This is a genomic window from Pseudomonas sp. KH_046_1 (assembly GCF_057839025.1).
The window spans coordinates 1,482,235-1,503,644 of record NZ_CM174481.1 but is presented as its reverse complement, the minus strand read 5'-3'; the positions used below and the strand labels follow the sequence as shown (position 1 = coordinate 1,503,644).

Genomic DNA, 21,410 nt, shown 5'->3' with positions numbered 1-21,410 from the left:
CCCTGGAGACAAGAAGTCCGGACACAAAAAAACCGCCTCTTTCGAGGCGGTTTTTTATTCAACCAACAACAACCGGGTTATTCAGCCAGCTTGAAGGTGATGAAGCTCGCACGCCCCTGACGCAGTACCCGCATCGACACCGAGCGGTTCTTTGGCAGCGCCTTGGCGATGTCCGCGAACTCCTTGGTGGAACCGATGGCCTGGTTGTTCAGGTGGGTGATCACATCACCCGGCTGCAGGCCGATCATGGCGGCCGGGCCGTCCTGCACTTCCTTGATCAGCACACCACCCTTGAGGTCGTAGGTTTTCTTCTGCTCGTCAGTCAGCTCGACCACGGAAACTCCGAGGCGATTGCTGCTGCGCTCGATGCTGGATTTTGGCAGCGCGTCCAGCTCCTTGCCTTCTTCCGGAATCGCGCCGACCGTCAATTCGACATTCTTGCGCTTGCCGTCACGAATCACTTCCAGATCGGCCTTGGTGCCAGCCTTCAACGCGCCAACGAGGTGCGGCAGGTCGGCCGACATAACGATTGGCTGACCGTTCATGCTCAGGATCACGTCGCCCACTTGCAGACCACCCTTGGCAGCCGGACCATCATCCTGGATTTGGGCAACCAGCGCACCGGCCGGTTTCTCCAGACCGAACGACTCGGCCAGGTCCTTGCTCACTTCCTGAATCACGACGCCCAGCCAGCCACGGCTGACCTTGCCACCGGATTTCAGCTGATTGGAAACATCCATGGCCACGTCGATCGGGATTGCAAACGACACGCCCATGAAGCCACCGGAGCGGGTATAGATCTGCGAGTTGATCCCGACCACCTCACCGTTCAGGTTGAACAGCGGGCCGCCCGAGTTACCCGGGTTGATCGGCACGTCGGTCTGGATGAACGGCACATAGTTTTCGTTCGGCAGGCTGCGACCGACGGCGCTGACGATGCCTTGGGTCACTGTGTGGTCAAAGCCGAATGGCGAACCGATCGCGACAACCCATTGGCCGGCCTTCAGGTCCTGGGATTTACCGAGCTTGAGCACGGGCAGATCCTTGCCTTCGATTTTCAGCAGCGCCACGTCGGAACGTGGATCGGTACCAATCAGCTTGGCTTTCATTTCGCTGCGATCAGCCAGACGGACGAGGATTTCGTCAGCATCGGCGATCACGTGGTTGTTGGTCAGGATATAGCCATCGGAAGAGATGATGAAACCCGAGCCCAGGGAAGTCGCCTCGCGCTGGCGGTCGCGAGGTGAGCGCGATTGTGGCGGCATGCCCCGTTCGAAGAATTCGCGCAGCATCGGCGGCAAGCCTTCGAGGTCGGGCATTTGCTGGCTGACTTTGCGATCCGGCAGCTTTTGCGTGGTACTGATGTTCACGACCGCAGGCGAGGCCTGTTCGACCAGTTGCGTAAAGTCAGGCAACTCGACCGCTTGGGCGGTGACCGCCTGACCGAGCACCAGCACGGTGGCAATAATGGAAAGGTAGGACTTCAAGCGAGGTATCGACATACGGCTCCCGTTACGACGAGCAGGGTTAAGCGATATGGAGCAAGGAACACCGGGAACAATACGCCGGTATTTTTGTTCCGGGAACAACAAACAAGGCCAGAGCCGAGGGGCTCTGACCTATAAGAAATTTACGGGATTTTTGCAAATTGAAATGCTCACGAAACATTTCGAATTCAGCTCACTGCTTGGTTGCAGCGGCGTCGGTGCGCATCGAAAGCGCTATCCGTTCAGCAGTACCCACCGGTATCTCGCCGACGACGGTGACCATCATGTCACCCTGTGCCGTGGCCAGGCGCCGGGAAACCGCAACGGTCGGCCCCAACTGAGTACGGGTGTCGGTGACTGTTGCGCCATTCAACGGCTCGAGGAATACCGAAAAGCGCGTCAGACCATCGTCATACATCAGGCTATTGACCTGGGTCTTGGTCTGCGGATCCTTGCGAGCAGTGCTGCTGGTCAGCTCGAAGCCGGGCGGCAACCAGTCGGAACGCCAGACCTGGGCAGACTTGACGGCAGATGCCTTGTCACTTTCGAGATTGACTGGCTTGCAATCATTACTGGCCTGCAGGTCTTTTTCGGAAGGAACGTCAGCGGTATCCAGTTGCGTGAACTGGAAGCGCTCCAACAACCGCCCCTTGTCGTCCAACAGCAAGGACTTCAGAGGCAGGCCGGTCTCTTTGTCCAGATGCAGTTCAAAGCCGTAGCGGTGCTGATCGCGGGGCTTCAGCGATACGATCACCGCCGGACGCCCGGCGACACGCGACTTGCCGATGACGGCGAGGTCATACCAATTCTTGAGCTTTTGAGGATCGAGTGCACGGGCAGCGGAGTTCGGGGAGTCCCCAAGCCCTGCTATCAGTGTGCCGCTGACGCATTGGGTTTGCCCATCAATGCGAACGACTTCCTGAGCGGAACCGTCAAGCTGGATCAATCGCTCGCGGACCTTTCCATCCTGGACGAGGTGCCAGATGTTATGGGTAGAAAAACTACCGTTACGCTCGTAGACGAAAGCACCCTGAAAGCTTTGCTGCTGCTCTGCCTGGCCCAGGCGGGTCAACCAGTCCTGAGCTTCATCGGCTTGGGCTGGAACGATGAACCAGCCGCTGAGCAGAAGCGAAAGTAGAGGTATGGCGCGCATGATCCTCCTTAACGGTTTTCCAGGCTTGCGGCACGAGCGTAAGGCAGAGCGCTCTCAGTGCCTTTCAGTGCAGCCTGTTGTGCGTGTTGGCGCAAGTAACCTGGCAGACGCTGATCATGCCAGCCTGGTTGACCTTGCAATACGCCGTTGGCCATTGGGCCGGTAGCATCCGAACTCTCATTGTAGCCTGCCAAAACGGCTGGGCCTTTTACTTGAGGAGCGGCCAGCGCGGGTTGACTGGATTGCTGGGCCAGTTCGACACCGGCGATCTCATCCTGGTTGTATAGACGCACACCGGCCAGCACCGCCAGGGTCACGGAAGCTGCGACCGCCAGACGACCCAGGCTGCGCCATGGACCACGGGAGGCTTTTGCCGGTACGGCTTCGTCAGCCAGGGCAGCAGAAACAGCCGCCGCGATGTCCAGGCGTGGAAGCAGCAGATCCTTGTGCATCACTGCCCGAGCGATCTGATAACGAGCCCAGGTTTCACGGGTTTCAACATCGTCACAGGCATTCAATACCCGACGCAATTCCAATTCGTCCGCTTCGTTATCCATCACTGCGGACAGCGATTCCTGCAGGGCTTCACGACTCATGGCGTTCCTCTCTTGGCTGTCGCCGCTGTCTTTAGTTTTCCTGCAACAACGGCTGCAGGGCTTTGTCGATGGCCTCCCGGGCGCGGAAGATCCGGGAGCGCACGGTGCCTACCGGACATTGCATGACACTCGCAATGTCCTCGTAACTCAGACCATCAAACTCACGTAAAGTTAAAGCCGTACGTAAATCTTCCGGCAGTTGCTGAATGGTTCGATGGACGGTGCCTTCGATCTCATCCCGCAGCAAGGCCCGCTCTGGCGACTCGAGATCCTTGAGGCCATGATCGCCATCGTAGAACTCTGCATCCTCGGAACTGACATCGCTATCCGGCGGCCGACGGCCGCGTGAAACCAGATAGTTTTTCGCCGTGTTGATGGCGATACGGTAAAGCCACGTATAAAACGCGCTGTCTCCGCGAAAATTTCCAAGTGCACGGTATGCCTTGATAAAGGCTTCTTGTGCCACATCCTGGGCTTCATGGGTGTCGTGCACGAAACGCACGATCAACCCGAGAATTTTGTGCTGGTATTTCAGCACTAGCAGATCGAAAGCACGCTTGTCGCCGCGCTGAACGCGCTCGACCAGTTGCTGATCCTCTTCCTGGGTTAGCATGAACACTCCTCGATGAGCTCGGAGGAGGATTGCAGAAGTAAACCACCAGACTTGCAAACATAGACTCGGGCTTTTCGCAAAAGTTCTCCCCCTCCAGGCAAGTTTCCTGCGGGCTCTGATTTGGCACGCACGAAAAGCGCAGCACGAGTTGACCCGGCTGCGCGGATAATCTTGTCATCGGATTCTTCAGCAGGGATCGAACTGCAATCCTCCACTGAAGCCGACACTGTCCCTTGTTTCAGGCAACCGTCTATTGATCTTGGCCCTTTGGCAAAAGTTCCAAATATTTATAGTTGCACCGAACCGACATTGTGCAACCGTGAAGGGAAAAAGACTGTTAAATCGGCGATACAGTCATTCTCGCGCCCAACGGGCAGAAAAACATCCGACGAAGCGACCGATGTTTTGCGTCACAGTAGTTTCACAATGCCATGCTAGCTCGGGTATTGTGCCGCTCCCCCCCTCTATATACTAGTGGTTGTGCGGCTGCCTTGACTCGCCTGTCCAGCTGCGCCACCCCCGATCCGGGTCGCTTTGAGCGGAATCCTGAAATGAGCCAACAGTTTCAACACGATGTTCTGGTAATTGGCAGCGGCGCTGCCGGCTTGAGCCTTGCGCTGACCTTGCCCGGTCATTTGCGCATTGCCGTACTGAGCAAGGGCAACCTCGCCAATGGCTCGACTTTCTGGGCCCAGGGCGGCGTTGCGGCCGTGCTGGACGACACCGACACCGTTGAATCCCATGTCGATGACACACTCAATGCCGGCGGCGGCCTGTGTCATGAGGACGCCGTGCGCTTCACCGTCGAGCACAGCAGGGAAGCGATTCAATGGCTGATCGACCAGGGCGTGCCCTTTACCCGCGATGAACAGTCGAGTACCGAAGATGGCGGGTTCGAATTCCACCTGACCCGCGAGGGCGGTCACAGCCATCGGCGCATCATCCACGCCGCCGATGCCACCGGCGCGGCCATTTTCACCACCCTGCTCGACCAGGCCAGGAAAAGACCGAACATCGAACTGCTGGAACAGCGGGTTGCGGTTGACCTGATCACCGAGAAACGCCTGGGACTCGAAGGTGATCGCTGCCTCGGTGCCTACGTGCTCAATCGCGGCACCGGCGAAGTCGATACCTACGGCGCGCGCTTTGTGATCCTCGCCTCCGGTGGTGCGGCCAAGGTTTACCTGTACACCAGTAACCCTGACGGCGCCTGTGGCGATGGCATTGCCATGGCCTGGCGCTCGGGCTGCCGGGTGGCGAACCTGGAATTCAACCAGTTCCACCCTACTTGCCTGTATCACCCGCAAGCCAAGAGCTTCCTGGTCACCGAAGCCCTGCGAGGCGAAGGTGCCCACCTCAAGTTGCCCAACGGCGAGCGCTTCATGCAGCGCTTCGATCCTCGGGCCGAGTTGGCGCCACGGGATATCGTCGCCCGGGCCATCGACCATGAAATGAAGCGTCTGGGTATCGATTGCGTCTATCTGGACATCAGCCACAAGCCCGAAGCCTTCATCAAGACGCACTTCCCGACGGTGTACGAACGCTGCCTGGAATTTTCCATCGACATCACCAAACAACCGATTCCGGTGGTCCCGGCGGCGCACTACACCTGCGGCGGCGTGATGGTCGATCAACAGGGCCGCACCGATGTGCCGGGGCTGTACGCCATTGGCGAAACCAGTTTCACCGGCCTGCACGGCGCCAACCGCATGGCCAGCAACTCGCTGCTGGAATGTTTCGTCTATGCCCGCTCGGCGGCAGCGGACATTCTCGAACAGCTGCCCCTGATTCCGATGCCAACTCCCCTTCCCGCCTGGGATGCGAGCCAGGTCACCGATTCCGATGAAGACGTGATCATTGCGCACAACTGGGATGAACTGCGGCGATTCATGTGGGACTACGTTGGCATCGTGCGCACCAACAAGCGTCTGCAACGGGCGCAACACCGCGTGCAACTGTTGCTGGATGAAATCGACGAGTTCTACAGCAACTACAAGGTCAGCCGGGATTTGATCGAGCTGCGCAACCTGGCCCAAGTGGCCGAGCTGATGATTCTCTCAGCCATGGAGCGCAAGGAAAGCCGTGGCCTGCATTACACCCTCGACTACCCGAACCTGTTGCCGGTCGCGCTGGACACTATTCTGGTGCCACCCACCTACGTCGGCTGAATTTGAGCCGGACCCGCAGGCGTCGGTGCACATCCGCCGCCTGCGCGTCCCGGGGCACGCAAATGGCCCGGACCCGGCGCTCACCAGGTAGTCGGAAACGCAGTACCACCACCAACGGCAGCGCCAGGCTGTCCGGCCTCAATTGCACGGGCTGCCAACCCTTGGCCCGACTCCACAACTGCCAGCCATCGGCATCGCGCCGCAAGCCGCAAAAGGCCTGCGGGTGGGTCAGCAGGATTTGCCGGGGCAACAGCCAGACTCCGTGAGCCACGCACAGCACGACGCCGAGCGCGCTGGCCCAGACCGGAATTGACAGTAAAGACAACGAACCCAACGCGAACAGCTGGGCCAGAAGATACGCCGCCAGCAACTGCCGTGAGGCATGCCAGCGGCATTCGAACCCATTACTTGGGCTGGACACGATCCAGGATCATGCGAACCATGCGTTGCAGCTCAGGATCTTCCGATTCGCTGCGTTCCATGAACCAGCCGAACATGTCCTGATCTTCGCATTCGAGCAACCTGACGTAGCAGGCGCGATCAACCTCGTTGAGGTGCCGATAAACCTCTTTCACAAACGGCACCAGCAACACGTCAAGCTCAAGCATGCCGCGGCGGCTGTGCCAGTAGAGGCGGTTCAGTTCAACATCTTCGACCATGGAGCGCTCCTCAAATAGGCCGCAAGTATACAGCCCCGCGTCCCGTCGAACAGTCGGCTTTGGTCGGGCGCCGGTGATCCTTTGTGAACTACCCATTTCCAAGGCGCCCCCTTATGATGTCCGCCAGACTCTTTACCCTGCGATGACCCATGGCCGATTCTGCTTTTTTCTGCACCCTTTCTCATGAAGGCGTTCTCGCGGTCCGCGGCGCGGACGCCAGCAAATTCCTGCAGGGCCAACTGACCTGCAACCTCAACTACCTGAGCGATTCCCGGGCCAGCCTCGGTGCGCGCTGCACGCAAAAAGGCCGGATGCAATCGAGTTTCCGCATCCTGCTCGAGAGTGACGGCGTGGTCCTGTCCATGGCCACCGAATTGCTCGAACCGCAACTGGCGGACCTGAAAAAATACGCGGTGTTTTCCAAGTCGAAACTGACCGATGAAAGTGCCGTCTGGGTCCGCTTCGGCGTTGACCATGGCGACGCCGCGCTGGTCAGCTTCGGCCTGGACCTGCCGGCAGAAACCGACAGCGTCGTGCGCAACGATGGGCTGATCGCCATCCGTGTCTCGCCTGAACGTGCCGAACTGTGGGTCGCCGTCGGTCAAGCCGACGCGATCAAGGGCAAGCTTTCGGCAGTACTGAGCGAAGGCGATCTGAATCAATGGCTGCTGGGCCAGGTCCGCGCAGGGATCGGCCAGGTCATGCCCGGCACCCGCGAGTTGTTCATCCCGCAGATGCTCAACCTGCAAGCGGTCGGTGGCGTGAGCTTCAAGAAAGGTTGCTACACCGGACAGGAAATCGTCGCGCGGATGCAGTACCTGGGCAAACTCAAGCGCCGTTTGTATCGCCTGCAACTGGCTGCCAGTGAACTGCCTGAACCGGGTACCCCGCTGTTTTCCCCGACCCACGGCAGCTCCATCGGCGAAGTGGTGCTGGCTGCCCGCGCCGGGCAAAACATTGAACTCCTGGCGGTGTTGCAAGCCGAAGCAGCAGACAGTGGGGACATCCACCTGGGCGCGCTCGAAGGGCCGTCCTTGCAGCTGCTCGACCTGCCTTATGAACTGGACCGCGATCGCGAAATCCAGCAATAACGGCAGCACTTGGCGCAACACCTAGAGAGACTAAATGAGCGAGCTGGCGGAAAAGGTCCAAAAGGATTTGGTTGAGGCCATCAATAACGATGACCTGGTTCTGCCAACGTTACCGGAAGTGGCCCTGCAGATTCGCAAGGCCGCGGAAAACCCGGAAGTCAGTGTCAGTACCCTGAGCAAAGTGATCGGCCGTGATGCCGCGTTGTCAGCACGCCTGATCAAAGTGGTCAACAGCCCACTGTTGCGTGCGACCCAGGAAGTGACCGATCTGCATACCGCGATCACCCGCCTGGGCATCAACTACAGCTGTAATCTGGCGATCGGCCTGGTCATGGAGCAGATTTTCCATGCCCGCTCCGACGTGGTGGAACAGAAGATGCGCGATGTCTGGCGTAAAAGCCTGGAAATCGCCGGCGTCAGCTACGCCCTGTGCCGCCGCTACACCCGACTCAAGCCTGATCAGGCGGCCCTTGGCGGGCTGGTGCACCAGATCGGCGTATTGCCGATCCTGACCTACGCCGAAGATCACTATGAGCTGCTGTCCGACCCGGTCAGCCTCAACCATGTGATCGACCGGATTCATCCGCTGATCGGCGAAAAACTGCTCAAGGTCTGGGAATTTCCCGACATGCTGGTGCAAGTGCCGCAGCTATACCTGAACTTCAAGCGTCAGTCTGCACAGGTCGACTATGTGGATCTGGTGCAGGTGGCCAGCCTGTATTGCCTGCAGGACACCGATCACCCGCTCGCCCGTGCCGATTCGTTGAATGTACCGGCCTACAAGGCACTCGGAGTCGACTTTGACGACAAGGCGATGTGCGCTGACCTGGAAGAAACACGCACGATGTTTTACTGACCTGGAACCGCGTTGCCTCAATCGCGAGCAGGCTCGCTCCCACAGTAGCGAACGACTCGATTCAATGTGGGAGCGAGCCTGCTCGCGAAGAGGCCAGAAAAAACGCCATCAATCCCCCGCAACAAAACTCACCCGCACCTTCAACCCTGCGTGCTCACCATCATGCAGGCTGATCTGCGCCAGATGCGCGCGGCAGATCTCACCGACAATCGCCAACCCCAATCCGGAACCGGCCACTTGCTGATTGCGTCGGTAAAAGCGCTCGAATACCCGATCCCGCTCTTCAAGCGGTATGCCGGGGCCATCATCTTCGACTTCCAGCACGGCGGGCGTCGAGACCCGCAGAATCACGTTGCCACCCGGCGGCGTGTGAGCCAGTGCGTTATCCACCAGATTGCTCAGCAGTTCGTTCAATAACGTCGGCTCGCCCCGCAACCAGACCGGTTCATCCGCCTCCAGCGCCAGCGCGATGCCACGCTTGTGGGCCAACGGCGCCATGGCCATGCCCAGTTCCCGGGCCAACTGACTCAGGTCGAGTAACTGCGCGCCACCCTCGGCAATCGCCCGGGCGCCGTTTTCGACCCGTGCCAGGGAAAGCAGCTGATTGGCCAGATGGGTCAAGCGATCAGTGCCCTGGGCGGCGGTTTCCAGCGTGCTGCGCCAGGTATCGGGCTCGGCCGAGCGCATGCCAAGTTCCAGGCGCGCCTTGAGCGCCGCCAGCGGCGTGCGCAGTTCGTGGGCGGCATCGGCGATAAATTGCGCCTGCTTCTCGAACTGCCCGCGCAAGCGCTCGGTAAAGTGATTGAGTGCGCGCACCAACGGCCACAATTCGCGCTGCACTTCCACCAGCGGCAAGGGCCGCAGATCGTCCGGCTGGCGCTCTTCCACCGCCGTGCGCAAGCGCTCCAGCGGGCGCAACGCGGCACTCACCGCGAACCACACCAGCATCAACGCACCGATTGCCAGCATGCCCAGGCGCAGCAAAGTATCCGCCGCCAGACTGCGGGCCATGCTGACGCGCGCTTCATCGGTTTCCGCCACGCGAATTTCCGCCATGCCGTTCATGTTCGGCTCGCTCACGGGTTTGAGCAGGCTCACCACGCGCACGTTCTGCCCGCGATACTGGGCGTTGTAGAAACGTGCCAGCGCCGGATAGTCATCGGTGCGCGGCGTCCCCGGCGGCGGCGCGGGCAGGTTTTCGTAACCGGAAATCAGCTTCTGATTGATGTCGTTGACCAGGTAGAAAATTCGCCCGGCACTGTCGTAGGCAAAAGTATCGAGGGCCACGTAGGGCACGTCGGCACTCAGGGTGCCGTCGCGCTGGGAGACGCCGGCGGCGATGGTTCGCGCCGAGGCCAGCAGGGTCCGGTCATAGGCCGTATCGGCAGCTTCGCGGCCGTTCCAGTAGGCGCTCAAACCACTGGCCAGCATCAACACCACCAGCAGCAGCGCCAGGTTCCACAACAACCGCCAGCGCAGGCTGCTGGGCTTATGCATCGCGGCTTTCCAGCAAATAACCGAGGCCGCGGAAGGTCACGATGGCGACCGGCTGGCCGTCGAGCTTCTTGCGCAGGCGGTGCACGTAGATTTCGATCGCATCGGGGCTAGCTTCTTCGTCGAGACCGAATACTTGAGAAGCCAGCTGCTCCTTGCTCATCACCCGACCGGGGCGCGCGATCAGGGCTTCGAGCACGGCCTGTTCGCGGGAGGTCAGGGTCAGCAATTCTTCGCCGAGGCTGAAACGCCGGGTTTCCAGGTCATAGGCCAGCACACCGCAACGCTGAATGCGCTCACCGCCCAGCACGCTGCGGCGCAACAAGGCTTTGACCCGGGCTTCGAGTTCGGTCAGCTCGAACGGCTTGGCCAGGTAATCGTCAGCGCCGAGGTTCAGGCCGTGGACCCGATCCTTGACGTCGCTGCGCGCGGTCAGCATCAACACCGGCAGGTTCTTGCCCCGCGCCCGCAGGCGCGCCAGCACTTCGAAACCATCCATGCGCGGCAAGCCGACGTCGAGGATCGCCATGGCGTAGTCCTCGCTGCCCAGCGCCAGATCGGCGGCGACGCCATCGTGCAACACGTCCACAGTCAAACCGGTGCTCTTGAGTGCCTGGGCAACACTTTCGGCGAGTTGCAGATGGTCTTCGACGAGCAGGACACGCATGGATCTTTACCTCGTTCAGGGATGGCCGACGCCATTCTTTGGCGCGGAGTTTACAGCCGCAATCGCCACTGTGAAGCCCGAAAAACCGTGAAAGCCCGCTGAAAGGTTAGCGAAAGGTTGGGACGTTAGAGTCGGCCCACGGATGGGTTCGACTGCGACCATCGAATCGTAGTTTGAAAACGTGCTTTGACATGTAACTACCGAAAAACGCCTAGAAGCGTTTTCGCCAATAAAAACAATAAACGAGGTATTGCACCATGCTGTCCACACAGCTTCAGGCTTGCCCGCCCCGCCCTTTCTCTCGCTCCCCGATGTTTACGCTTGCCAGCGCCGAAGCCGGCTGCTCGTCGTTCAGTCCGTACGGACTCGAACGCGCCAGCACCGTGCGAAATCGTCGCACCTGAATCATCCCGAAAAACAACAACTCCAATGGAGACAAAAATGAGCCGTTCAATGCGCCGTTTCGCCCTCGCCGCCAGCTGTGTGCTGTTCGCCGGCCAACTCATGGCCGAGCCAAAACGCCCGGAATGCATCGCCCCGGCCTCGCCCGGCGGTGGTTTCGACCTGACCTGCAAACTGGCGCAAAGCGCGCTGGTCAACGAAAAACTGCTGACCAAACCGATGCGCGTAACCTACATGCCCGGCGGTGTCGGCGCGGTGGCGTACAACGCGGTGGTCGCCCAGCGTCCGGCTGATGCCGGCACCCTGGTGGCCTGGTCCAGTGGTTCGCTGCTGAACCTGGCCCAAGGCAAGTTCGGTCGTTTCGATGAAACCAACGTGCGCTGGCTCGCTGCCGTCGGCACCAGCTACGGCGCCATCGCGGTGAAGAGCGATTCGCCCTACAAAACCCTCGACGACCTCGTGCAGGCACTGAAGAAAGATCCGAGCAAAGTGGTGATCGGTTCCGGCGGCACTGTCGGCAGTCAGGACTGGATGCAAACCGCGCTGATCGCCAAGGCCGCCGGGATCAACCCCCGTGACCTGCGTTACGTTGCCCTCGAAGGTGGCGGCGAAATTGCCACCGCCCTGCTCGGCGGCCACATCCAGGTTGGCAGCACCGACATCTCCGACTCCATGCCGCACATCCAGAGCGGCGACATGCGCCTGCTGGCGGTGTTCTCCGACAAGCGCCTGGACGAGCCGGAAATGAAGGACATTCCGACAGCACGCGAGCAAGGCTACGACATTGTCTGGCCAGTGGTGCGCGGCTTCTACCTCGGGCCGAAAGTCAGCGATGAAGACTATGCCTGGTGGAAGGACTCCTTCGACAAGCTATTGGCATCACCCGAGTTCGCCAAGCTGCGCGATCAGCGTGAACTGTTCCCGTTTGCCATGACCGGCCCGGAACTGGACACCTACGTGAAGAAGCAGGTTGCGGACTACAAAGTGCTGGCCAAAGAGTTCGGCCTGATCCAGTGATCGCCTCTGTCTAGCGGCTGCGACTCCGTTTGGCGGAGTCGCGGCACAGGAGTTCCCCATGCTCTTACAACGCATTTTTGCTTCGGTGCTGTTGCTGGCCTGCCTCGGCCTCGCACTGATGGCATGGCCGTATCAAGCGGCTTTTTCCTACGAACCGGTGGGGCCTCGGGCCTTTCCATTGCTGATGCTCGGCCTGATGGGTTCGGCCCTGCTGTACATGGTGTTCCGTCCGGCGCCGATCAAGCACAGCGATGACGAGCCGCCACTGGACCGCGAAACCCTGACCAAAATCGGCATCTGCGTGGCGCTGTTGCTGGTGTTCGCCGGCACTTTCGAACCCCTGGGTTTCATCGTCGCCAGCATCTTGATCGGCGTGCCCATGGCCCGTCTGTATGGCGGTCGCTGGGTGCCAAGCATCGTGATCATCAGCCTGATGGCCGTCGGCCTCTACCTGCTGTTCGACAAGTTGATGGACGTGCCGCTGCCGCTTGGCGTGCTCGACGTTCTGGAGAACTGATATGGATACTCTTGGCTATTTGGGTCAGGGTTTCGGCGTCGCGCTGAGCCCGTACAACCTGGTGACCGCGCTGTGCGGCACCCTGATCGGCACCGTGGTCGGCCTGTTGCCGGGCCTGGGGCCGATCAACGGCGTGGCACTGTTGATCCCGATCGCATTCGCCCTCGGCCTGCCACCGGAGTCGGCGCTTATCCTGCTGGCGGCGGTGTACCTGGGTTGCGAATACGGCGGCCGGATCAGCTCGATCCTGCTGAACATCCCGGGCGAAGCGTCCACCGTGATGACCACCCTCGACGGTTACCCGATGGCCCGCAAAGGCCTGGCCGGTGTGGCGCTGTCGCTGTCGGCATGGAGTTCGTTCATCGGTGCATTTATCGCCACCTGCGGCATGGTGCTGTTCGCCCCGCTGCTGGCGAAATGGGCGATTGCCTTCGGCCCGGCGGAATATTTCGTACTGATGGTATTTGCGATTGTCTGCCTCGGCGGCATGGCCGGTGACCGTCCGCTGAAGACGTTCATCGCGGCGCTGATCGGCCTGTTCCTGTCGACCGTCGGCATCGACGCCAACAGCGGTGTGTATCGCTTCACCGGGGACAACATCCACCTGACCGACGGCATCCAGTTCGTCGTGCTGGTGCTGGGCCTGTTCTCCATCAGCGAAATCCTTCTGCTGCTGGAAAAAACCCATCACGGCCAGGAAGCAGTGAAAGCCACCGGCCGCATGATGTTCAACTTCAAGGAAGCGGCGTCGGTGTTCGCGGTGAATATCCGTTGCGGCGTACTGGGTTTCATCATGGGCGTGTTGCCGGGTGCCGGTGCGACCCTGGCCAGTGCCGTGGCCTACATGACCGAAAAACGCATGGCGGGTGCCAAGGGTACTTTCGGCCAAGGCGACATGCGCGGCCTCGCGGCGCCAGAAACCGCCATCGGTGGCGCAGCTTGCGGTGCGCTGGTGCCGATGCTGACCCTCGGCGTTCCAGGTTCCGGCACCACAGCGGTGATGATCGGCGCACTGTCGCTGTACAACATCACTCCGGGCCCGCTGCTGTTCCAACAGCAACCGGACATCGTCTGGGGCCTGATCGCTTCGTTGTTCATCGCCAACGTGATGCTGGTGATCCTCAACATCCCGATGATCCGCATCTTTACCCGCATCCTCGCCGTGCCAAACTGGGCACTGGTACCGGTAATTGCGATCATTACCGGGATTGGCGTCTACGCGGTGCACGCGACAACGTTCGACCTGTTCCTGATGATCGGCATCGGCATCTTCGGTTATATCCTGCGCAAGCTGGACTTCCCGCTGTCGCCGGTATTGCTGGGCTTCATCCTCGGAGGTTTGATGGAGCAGAACCTGCGCCGCGCCCTGTCGATTTCCAACGGTGCGCTGGAAATCCTCTGGTCGAGCCCGATCACCTTCGGTTGCTGGGTGCTGACGGCGATCATGCTGCTGATGCCGCTCATCCGCATCTGGCGCAAACGTTCGGCCGCCCAAAGCGTTATCGCCGATGTCTGATCGGTCCCCCCTCAAGCTCTGGTGGGGAACCCCGCTGGTCGGCCTGCTTGGCGGTTACCTCGCCAGCCAGGTCGGCTGGCCTTTGCCGTGGATGGTCGGCTCGTTGCTGGCGATCATCCTCGTGCGCTGCCTGACACCCTGGCAATTGGCCGAAATCCCTGGCGGCCGCAAGTGCGGCCAGTGGATCGTCGGTATCGGTATCGGCCTGCACTTCACTCCAGTGGTGATGGAGCAGGTACTCAGTCATTTCGGTCTGATCTTCTTCGGTGCGTTGGTCACCAGCCTGTCGGCGGTCGTCGGCGTGTGGCTGATGCGCCGCACCGGTGAAGATCGCGCCACGGCGTTCTTTTCCAGCATGCCCGGCGGTTCCGGGGAGATGGTCAACCTCGGCGCCCGCAATGGTGCGGTGCTCAGCCGTGTGGCGGCGGGGCAGAGTTTGCGGGTGTTGGTGGTCGTACTCTGCGTACCGGCAGCCTTCAAGTATCTGTTGGGCGACGGTGCGCCGATTTCCCACGTTGGCAGCATCGATTGGCGCTGGCTGGCGGTGTTGTTTCCCGCGGGTGCGTTGGCGGCCTGGATCTGGGAGCGCCTGCGTCAACCCAACCCCTGGCTGTTCGGGCCGCTGTTGGTCAGCGCGGCAGTCAGCATCGGCTGGGATCTGCACATCGGTTTGCCCAATGGCGGTAGCCAGATTGGCCAATGGTTGATCGGTAGCGGTCTGGGCTGTCACTTCAACCGGCAGTTTTTCCGGCGTGCGCCATCGTTCATGGGGCGCACCTTGATTGGCACGGTGTTGACCATGTTGATCGCTACGGCGGCGGCATTGGGTTTGAGTGCACTGACCCATCTGGATCTGCGTTCACTGACATTGGGCATGATGCCGGGCGGTATTGCCGAGATGAGCCTGACGGCGGAAACCCTGCAGTTGTCGGTGCCGCTGGTGACGGCGATGCAGGTGATGCGGCTGTTGTTTGTGTTGTTTCTGGCGGAGCCGTTGTTCAAGTATTGGAACCGCGATCCAGAGTAAAGACCGAGTCGACTTCATCGCGAGCAGGCTCACTCCTACAGGGAACGCATTTCAATGTAGGAGTGAGCCTGCTCGCGATGCTTTTTTCAAACAGGTGGAAGACGCCACTCGATTGGCGTCTCGCCATTCTGTTCCAGAAACTTGTTGGTCCTGCTGAAGTGCCCGCAACCGAGGAAGCCGCGATAGGCCGACAGCGGTGACGGGTGCACCGAGGTCAGCACCAGATGCTTGGTGGCATCGATCAGTTTCTGCTTGCTCTGGGCATGGGCGCCCCACAGCATGAATACCAGGTGCGGTTGCTGTTGGCTGACCACTTCAATGACTCGATCGGTGAAAAACTGCCAGCCCTTGTCCTTGTGCGCATTGGCATTGGCCCGCTCCACGGTCATGGTGGTGTTGAGCATCAGCACGCCCTGATCGGCCCAGCTCTGCAGGTAGCCATGGTTGGGGATGTCGATGTTCAGGTCGCGCTTGAGTTCTTTGTAAATGTTCACCAGCGACGGCGGTGCCGGTACGCCCGGTTGCACCGAGAAGCACAAACCATGGGCCTGGCCCGGGCCGTGATAAGGATCCTGACCTAGGATCACCACCTTGACCTTGTCCAGCGGCGTGGAATTGAGCGCATTGAAAATCATCGGCCCCGGCGGATAGATCTCCTTGCCCGCCGCCCGCTCCTGTTGCAGGAAGTTTCGCAACTCTGCCATGTAGGGCTGGTCGAATTCGGCACGCAGTGCCTCCTTCCAGCCCGGTTCGAGTTTGATACGGTCGTCAGCAGTCATGGTTACATCCGGCAAAAACAATGGGGCGAACCCTAGGAAAGCGCATCACGCTTGTCAATTGATCTGTCGCAGATCCGGCACTTTCCCACACAGCGATCATACTTAACCCTCAAATTCCCGATCGAGGTCACGATGAATCTGCACTTCGAAGAACTCACCGGCACCGACGGCGCACGCATCGGCATCGCCAGCCTGGATGCCGAAAAATCCCTGAACGCCCTGTCCCTGCCGATGATCAACGCCCTGCGCGACCGCCTGGAAGCCTGGGCCAAGGACCCGCAGATCGTCTGCGTCCTGTTGCGCGGCAATGGCGCCAAGGCCTTTTGCGCCGGCGGCGAAGTGCGCAGCCTGGTGGAAGCCTGTCGCGTCCATCCAGGCGAAGTACCGCCACTGGCTGCGCAGTTTTTTGCGGCGGAGTATCGCCTGGACTTCAAACTTCACACCTACCCGAAACCGCTGATCTGCTGGGGCCACGGCTATGTGCTGGGCGGAGGCATGGGACTGTTGCAAGGGGCAGGCATCCGCATCGTTACGCCGAGCAGCCGCCTGGCCATGCCCGAGATCAGCATCGGCCTGTACCCGGACGTTGGCGCCAGTTGGTTTCTGTCGCGCCTGCCCGGCAAGCTAGGGTTGTTCCTGGCCCTGAGCGGTGCGCACATGAACGGCCGCGATGCCATCGACCTGGACCTGGCCGATCGTTTCCTGCTCGATGAGCAGCAGCCGGAATTGATCGAAGGCCTGTTGCAATTGAACTGGCAGGAACAGACACCGATGCAACTCAACAGCCTGCTCAAGGCCTTGCAGCAGGAAGCCGTGGCGCAGATGCCCGAAGCCCAGTGGCTGCCGCGGCGCCAGCAGATCGACGAGCTGTTGGATGTCAGCGACGTACGTTGCGCCTGGAAGGCCATCAGCGCCTTGCGCGATCACACCGATCTGTTGCTGAGCCGCGCAGCCAGGACCCTGAGCGAAGGCGCGCCGCTGACCGCTCATCTGGTGTGGGAGCAGATCATCCGTGCCCGGCACCTGTCGCTGGCCGAAGTCTTCCAGATGGAATACACCCTGAGCCTCAACTGCTGTCGGCATCCGGAATTCAGCGAAGGCGTACGTGCCCGCCTGATCGACAAGGATCAGAAGCCGCACTGGCACTGGCCGGACATCAACAACGTGCCGGACGCGGTGGTAGAGGCGCATTTTCACAAGGCGTGGGAAGGTCGGCATCCGCTGGCGGATTTGTCCGAATACTGAAGTCCGGGCAAAAAAATGTGGGAGCGAGCCTGCTCGCGATGAGGGCGTGTCAGTCGACGTTATTGCTGTCTGACACACCGCCTTCGCGAGCAGGCTCGCTCCCACAGGTTTTGTATTCAGTTTAATGATTAGCGGTGGCCGCCCCGCCCGCTGCGATAGCCGCGACCGTTACCGCGATAGTCGTTGTTCCAGTTCCCGCGGTTACGGCCGTCCCAGCCATGGTTCTGATGCGTGCGGTAGTCGCCCCGCGACGGCTGATAGTGACGAGGGGCCATTTGGTAATGGCGCGATGGTTGATACATCCGCGGCTGCGAGTAATAGCGCGACGGATGATAGATCCGTGGCTGTGAGTAATAGCGCGGTGTTGGCTGGTAATACCGCGCCGGCGGCACGTAATACCGAGGTGGCGGTGTGTAGTAACCATTGGAATAGTAGGAACTACCCCCGGCGTAATAGGTTGGCGATGGCGAGGTATAGACCTCGGAACTGTAGTAGCTGCCTCCTTCATCGTAATAAGGCACGCACCCACCTAGGGATAATCCCAACACAGCTAGCAGAAGAATTCGACAGAGCATGGCGGCCTCCTGGACCGCGGGTAAGCCACGCCAGCGACGCTGGCAGGCGACAGTCAAATGTTCGGTGACTGTCGAAAGATCAGACACCGAATTCGGAATCTGGTGCGTCCCCGAAACAAGTAGAAACATCTGGCCGATGAAAGGTTTTTCATCCATTCACGCCCTGATTAACGGTGGCCACCGCGATGTCCACCGCCATGATATCCACCGCCGTGGCCACGGTAGTAACCATGCCCACCGTAGTAATAGGAGCGATAACCACCGTAATAACGTGGACCGTAGTAACCGTAGTAATAAGGCGAGTAGTAGCCGGGGTAGTAGTAAGGTCCCCCGTAGACGTCGGCGGGACCGGCGTAGTAGTAGCAGCCAGACAATCCAAGACCAAGTACTGCACCTAACAACAATCGACGCAACATGGCGGCCTCCGTAAAGACCTGTAACAGCAGTCGGAACACACCGACTGACACCTGTTTTGACTGGCAATCCCCTGCCAAGTGCGACGTTGCACCCACCTTCTGATCAGCGGCGGGCAGGTTCCAATGCGGTGCACCAGCGCACCATCACAAGGCAGTGCGTCTTTCCAATCAACACCGTCGACCTCCCTGTCCCCCACGCTAGAGCGCTCGGGCCAACTTGGCACGCCTCTCGCTTTATTAAAACCGTGCAGGAGTCACTACAGGTTCGCGGCACCACAATTTGCAATGGCTGACTAGGGTTCCGGCTCGCAATCGCGAGTGACTGGTCCGAGAGTTGGCGACCTCCAGTTGAGGTTACACGGCGGGACAAAAGCCCGGGAGACAAGCCACCGTTAGCGGTGCCGCTGCCGTCCTGTCCGTCCTTGATCAACTGGAGAACCACCATGTCTCAGCTTCGTTTACCCGCCCTGCTCGCCGCTGCGTTCGCCGCCTTCGTGAGCTTCTCGTCCCAGGCTGCACAGAAAGACCACTTCAGCGTGTGCTGGACGATCTACGCCGGCTGGATGCCCTGGGAATATGCCGGCAGCCAGGGCATCGTCGACAAATGGGCGAAGAAGTACGGCATCAAGATCGACGTGGTGCAGCTCAATGACTACGTCGAATCCATCAACCAGTACACCGCCGGCCAGTTCGACGGTTGCACCATGACCAACATGGACGCACTGACCATTCCGGCCGCCGGCGGCGTCGACAGCACCGCGCTGATCGTCAGCGATTTCTCCAACGGCAACGACGGCATCGTGCTCAAGGGCGAAGGCAGGAACGTCGCCGACCTCAAGGGCATGGACGTCAACCTGGTGGAGCTGTCTGTTTCCCACTACCTGCTGGCCCGGGCCCTGGATTCGGTGGACCTGACCGAGAAAGACCTGAAAGTGGTCAACACCTCCGACGCCGATATCTCGGCCGCCTTCAACACCGATCAGGTCAACGCCGTCACCACCTGGAACCCGATGCTCTCGGACATCAAGGCCAAGCCTGCGGTGACCGAGGTGTTCAACTCCAGCCAGATCCCCGGCGAAATCATGGACATGATGGTGGTCAACTCCCAGACCCTCAAAGACAACCCGGCCCTCGGCAAGGCACTGACCGGCGCCTGGTTCGAAGTGGTCGAGTTGATGAACGCGAAAAACGCCGCCAGCAAAGCCGCCCTGGAGCACATGGCCAAGGCCTCGGGCACTGACCTGGCGGGTTTCCAGGCGCAACTGGACACCACCAAATTGTTCACCACCCCGAAAGAAGCCCTGGCGTTCAGTACCAGTAAGCAACTGCCGGAAACCATGCGCAAGGTCGCCGAGTTCTCCTTCCAGCACGGCTTGCTGGGTGAAGGCGCCAAGGACACCAGCGCGGTCGGCATGGCCTTCGCCAACGGCGTGACCAGCGGCGACAAGGGCAACCTCAAGCTGCGCTTCGACCCGAGTTACGTGCAGATGGCCGCCGACGCCAAGCTGTAATCAGGAGAACTGGCCATGCGCCTGATCAACCGTCACCCGGACCGCCCGAGTCGCCTGTTGCTGGTGATCCTGCCGTTCGCCCTGGTGCTGTTCGCCTACCTCATGGGCTCGGCCGAGCGACTGGCGGAAAACCCCAACGACAAGCTGCTGCCCAGCGCCATGCAGATGACCGATGCGGTGAAACGCCTGGCCTTCGTCGCCGACAGCCGCACTGGCGAATACCTGCTCTGGCAGGACACGGCGTCCAGCCTGCAGCGTCTGGCCATTGGCCTGGGCATCAGCGCCCTGACCGGGCTGTGCCTGGGCATCGCCGCCGGTACCCTGCCGCTGTTCGGTGCGCCGTTGTCACCCTTGCTGACCGTGCTGTCGATGGTGCCACCGCTGGCGATCCTGCCGATCCTGTTCATCGTCTTCGGTTTGGGTGAGTTGTCGAAAGTGATGCTGATCGTGATCGGCATTACTCCGGCGCTGGCCCGGGACCTGGAACAGCGCGCCCGGGAAATTCCCGTGGAGTTGCTGATCAAGGCCCAGACCCTCGGCGCGTCTACCTGGACCCTGATGCTGCGGGTGGTGTTGCCGCAACTGCTGCCACGCCTGTTGATCTCGTTGCGCTTGATGCTCGGTTCGGCGTGGCTGTTCCTGATCGCCGCCGAAGCCATCGCCTCCACCGACGGCCTCGGCTACCGGATTTTCCTGGTGCGCCGCTACCTGGCGATGGACGTGATTTTGCCGTACGTGGTGTGGATCACCCTGCTCGCCTGGTTGATGGATTGGGGCCTCAAGTACCTCACCCGCCGTGCTTTTCCCTGGTATGAAGGAGCGGCCAAATGAGCTTCATCACCGTCAAAAACGTCTGGCAGCAATACGCCGATCAGGTGGTGCTCGAAGGCCTCAACCTGAACGTCAACGAAGGTGAGTTCTGCACTCTCGTGGGCGCTTCCGGTTGCGGCAAATCGACCTTCCTGCGCCTGCTGCTCGGCCAGGAACGCGCCAGTCGCGGCGAGATCCTGCTCGACGGTCAGCCCTTGGCCGCAGAGCCGGACGCCAGCCGTGGCGTAGTGTTCCAGCGCTACTCGGTGTTCCCGCATCTGAGCGTGCTGGACAACGTCGCCCTCGGCCTCGAACTGCCCCGCTCGTATTTGCTCGGACGCTTGTTCGGCAGTGCGAAAAAAGAGGCTCGCGAACAGGCTTCGGCGCTGCTGCACAAAGTCGGCCTTGGCCACTCGCTGGACAAGTACCCGGCGCAGCTTTCCGGCGGTATGCAACAACGGCTGGCCATTGCCCAGGCGCTGATCATGAAGCCGCGGGTGTTGCTGCTCGACGAACCGTTCGGCGCCCTCGACCCGGGCATCCGCAAAGACATGCACGCCTTGCTCCTGGAGTTGTGGCGCGAGACCCGACTGACGGTGTTCATGGTCACCCATGACCTGTCCGAAGGCTTCAGCCTGGGCACACGCCTGCTGGTGTTCGACAAGGTCCGCCTCGATCCGCATGCGCCCGGCCGCTATGGCGCACGCATCACCTACGACATCCCTTTGAACAGCGACCGCCGCACCCACCGTGCCGCCGTCGATGCCCTGCCAGTGCAACTGGCGGGCTCACTTCGAACCGCTTGAGAGGT

Annotated in this window: 22 protein-coding genes and 1 riboswitch; of the genes, 11 read left to right on the top strand and 11 right to left on the bottom strand. The window is 60.5% G+C overall.

What is annotated here, in order from left to right; translation table 11 throughout:
* Positions 1 to 77: 77 nt before the first annotated feature.
* From AC3IT9_RS06795 to rpoE, 4 genes are all read right to left on the bottom strand, one after another.
* Positions 78 to 1,502 (bottom strand): DegQ family serine endoprotease, encoded by a 1,425-nt coding sequence (locus tag AC3IT9_RS06795; protein ID WP_150727529.1) that lies wholly within the window; start codon positions 1,500 to 1,502, stop codon positions 78 to 80.
* A 178-nt stretch (positions 1,503 to 1,680) separates the two neighbouring features.
* Complete coding sequence (locus AC3IT9_RS06790) at positions 1,681 to 2,640, bottom strand: MucB/RseB C-terminal domain-containing protein (protein ID WP_150727530.1); 960 nt, start codon at positions 2,638 to 2,640, stop codon at positions 1,681 to 1,683.
* 8 nt (positions 2,641 to 2,648) lie between these two features.
* A complete protein-coding gene (locus AC3IT9_RS06785) occupies positions 2,649 to 3,236 on the bottom strand; it encodes a sigma-E factor negative regulatory protein (RefSeq protein ID WP_150727531.1) in 588 nt (195 codons plus the stop codon).
* Between the two features lie 31 nt (positions 3,237 to 3,267).
* Positions 3,268 to 3,849 carry an RNA polymerase sigma factor RpoE/AlgU gene (rpoE, locus tag AC3IT9_RS06780; protein ID WP_003172477.1) on the bottom strand — a complete coding sequence of 194 codons (582 nt, stop codon included), beginning with the start codon at positions 3,847 to 3,849 and terminating at the stop codon, positions 3,268 to 3,270.
* 551 nt (positions 3,850 to 4,400) lie between these two features.
* On the opposite strand from rpoE, the gene nadB reads away from it, so the two are divergent.
* Positions 4,401 to 6,017 (top strand): L-aspartate oxidase, encoded by a 1,617-nt coding sequence (gene nadB, locus AC3IT9_RS06775; RefSeq protein WP_150727532.1) that lies wholly within the window; start codon positions 4,401 to 4,403, stop codon positions 6,015 to 6,017.
* Here nadB and AC3IT9_RS06770 read toward each other — a convergent pair.
* Entirely contained in the window at positions 5,986 to 6,438 is a 453-nt protein-coding gene (locus AC3IT9_RS06770) for a protein YgfX (protein WP_489272470.1), read from the bottom strand. The two genes, nadB and AC3IT9_RS06770, sit on opposite strands and share 32 nt — an antisense overlap.
* The gene (locus AC3IT9_RS06765) at positions 6,422 to 6,676 is read right to left on the bottom strand and encodes an FAD assembly factor SdhE (RefSeq protein ID WP_057716026.1); all 255 of its coding nucleotides are present in this window, start codon (positions 6,674 to 6,676) and stop codon (positions 6,422 to 6,424) included. The genes AC3IT9_RS06770 and AC3IT9_RS06765 overlap by 17 nt, the downstream gene beginning before the upstream one ends.
* A 149-nt stretch (positions 6,677 to 6,825) precedes the next feature.
* On the opposite strand from AC3IT9_RS06765, the gene ygfZ reads away from it, so the two are divergent.
* Both ygfZ and AC3IT9_RS06755 read left to right on the top strand, forming a co-directional pair.
* Positions 6,826 to 7,767 carry a CAF17-like 4Fe-4S cluster assembly/insertion protein YgfZ gene (gene ygfZ, locus AC3IT9_RS06760; protein WP_489272469.1) on the top strand — a complete coding sequence of 314 codons (942 nt, stop codon included), beginning with the start codon at positions 6,826 to 6,828 and terminating at the stop codon, positions 7,765 to 7,767.
* A gap of 34 nt (positions 7,768 to 7,801) precedes the next feature.
* Positions 7,802 to 8,623 (top strand): HDOD domain-containing protein, encoded by an 822-nt coding sequence (locus AC3IT9_RS06755; RefSeq protein ID WP_489272468.1) that lies wholly within the window; start codon positions 7,802 to 7,804, stop codon positions 8,621 to 8,623.
* A 108-nt stretch (positions 8,624 to 8,731) separates the two neighbouring features.
* Here the strand turns inward: AC3IT9_RS06755 and AC3IT9_RS06750 are convergent, their stop codons facing one another.
* A complete protein-coding gene (locus tag AC3IT9_RS06750; protein WP_150727536.1) occupies positions 8,732 to 10,120 on the bottom strand; it encodes a sensor histidine kinase in 1,389 nt (462 codons plus the stop codon).
* Positions 10,113 to 10,784 carry a response regulator gene (locus AC3IT9_RS06745; protein WP_150756245.1) on the bottom strand — a complete coding sequence of 224 codons (672 nt, stop codon included), beginning with the start codon at positions 10,782 to 10,784 and terminating at the stop codon, positions 10,113 to 10,115. Before AC3IT9_RS06745 ends, AC3IT9_RS06750 begins: the two co-directional genes overlap by 8 nt.
* A 441-nt stretch (positions 10,785 to 11,225) precedes the next feature.
* On the opposite strand from AC3IT9_RS06745, the gene AC3IT9_RS06740 reads away from it, so the two are divergent.
* The 4 genes from AC3IT9_RS06740 to AC3IT9_RS06725 are packed head-to-tail and all read left to right on the top strand — an operon-like array spanning position 11,226 to position 15,263.
* Positions 11,226 to 12,203: a Bug family tripartite tricarboxylate transporter substrate binding protein gene (locus tag AC3IT9_RS06740; RefSeq protein WP_150727537.1), complete on the top strand. Its 978-nt coding sequence runs from the start codon at positions 11,226 to 11,228 to the stop codon at positions 12,201 to 12,203.
* Positions 12,204 to 12,261: 58 nt separating this feature from the next.
* Positions 12,262 to 12,720 (top strand): tripartite tricarboxylate transporter TctB family protein, encoded by a 459-nt coding sequence (locus AC3IT9_RS06735; RefSeq protein ID WP_095945109.1) that lies wholly within the window; start codon positions 12,262 to 12,264, stop codon positions 12,718 to 12,720.
* A 1-nt stretch (position 12,721) separates the two neighbouring features.
* A complete protein-coding gene (locus tag AC3IT9_RS06730; RefSeq protein WP_150727539.1) occupies positions 12,722 to 14,236 on the top strand; it encodes a tripartite tricarboxylate transporter permease in 1,515 nt (504 codons plus the stop codon).
* Positions 14,229 to 15,263 carry an AbrB family transcriptional regulator gene (locus AC3IT9_RS06725; RefSeq protein WP_150757379.1) on the top strand — a complete coding sequence of 345 codons (1,035 nt, stop codon included), beginning with the start codon at positions 14,229 to 14,231 and terminating at the stop codon, positions 15,261 to 15,263. The genes AC3IT9_RS06730 and AC3IT9_RS06725 overlap by 8 nt, the downstream gene beginning before the upstream one ends.
* Before the next feature lie 86 nt (positions 15,264 to 15,349).
* On the opposite strand, the gene ung is transcribed toward AC3IT9_RS06725, so the two are convergent.
* Complete coding sequence (gene ung, locus AC3IT9_RS06720; RefSeq protein WP_008050720.1) at positions 15,350 to 16,042, bottom strand: uracil-DNA glycosylase; 693 nt, start codon at positions 16,040 to 16,042, stop codon at positions 15,350 to 15,352.
* 132 nt (positions 16,043 to 16,174) lie between these two features.
* Between ung and AC3IT9_RS06715 the strand changes: the two genes are divergently transcribed.
* Complete coding sequence (locus AC3IT9_RS06715; RefSeq protein WP_353742264.1) at positions 16,175 to 17,287, top strand: enoyl-CoA hydratase/isomerase family protein; 1,113 nt, start codon at positions 16,175 to 16,177, stop codon at positions 17,285 to 17,287.
* Between the two features lie 128 nt (positions 17,288 to 17,415).
* Here AC3IT9_RS06715 and AC3IT9_RS06710 read toward each other — a convergent pair whose 3' ends face one another.
* Complete coding sequence (locus tag AC3IT9_RS06710; protein ID WP_489272467.1) at positions 17,416 to 17,862, bottom strand: hypothetical protein; 447 nt, start codon at positions 17,860 to 17,862, stop codon at positions 17,416 to 17,418.
* A gap of 167 nt (positions 17,863 to 18,029) precedes the next feature.
* The gene (locus tag AC3IT9_RS06705) at positions 18,030 to 18,278 is read right to left on the bottom strand and encodes a hypothetical protein (RefSeq protein ID WP_489272466.1); all 249 of its coding nucleotides are present in this window, start codon (positions 18,276 to 18,278) and stop codon (positions 18,030 to 18,032) included.
* Positions 18,279 to 18,560: 282 nt separating this feature from the next.
* Positions 18,561 to 18,661, top strand: a riboswitch (guanidine-I (ykkC/yxkD leader).
* 60 nt (positions 18,662 to 18,721) lie between these two features.
* Here AC3IT9_RS06705 and AC3IT9_RS06700 point away from each other — a divergent pair.
* The 3 genes from AC3IT9_RS06700 to AC3IT9_RS06690 are packed head-to-tail and all read left to right on the top strand — an operon-like array spanning position 18,722 to position 21,405.
* Complete coding sequence (locus tag AC3IT9_RS06700) at positions 18,722 to 19,789, top strand: putative urea ABC transporter substrate-binding protein (RefSeq protein WP_489272465.1); 1,068 nt, start codon at positions 18,722 to 18,724, stop codon at positions 19,787 to 19,789.
* A gap of 15 nt (positions 19,790 to 19,804) precedes the next feature.
* Positions 19,805 to 20,620, top strand: a complete 816-nt coding sequence (locus tag AC3IT9_RS06695; RefSeq protein ID WP_489272464.1) for an ABC transporter permease — start codon at positions 19,805 to 19,807, stop codon at positions 20,618 to 20,620.
* Positions 20,617 to 21,405 (top strand): ABC transporter ATP-binding protein, encoded by a 789-nt coding sequence (locus tag AC3IT9_RS06690; protein ID WP_489272463.1) that lies wholly within the window; start codon positions 20,617 to 20,619, stop codon positions 21,403 to 21,405. The genes AC3IT9_RS06695 and AC3IT9_RS06690 overlap by 4 nt, the downstream gene beginning before the upstream one ends.
* Positions 21,406 to 21,410 lie beyond the last annotated feature (5 nt).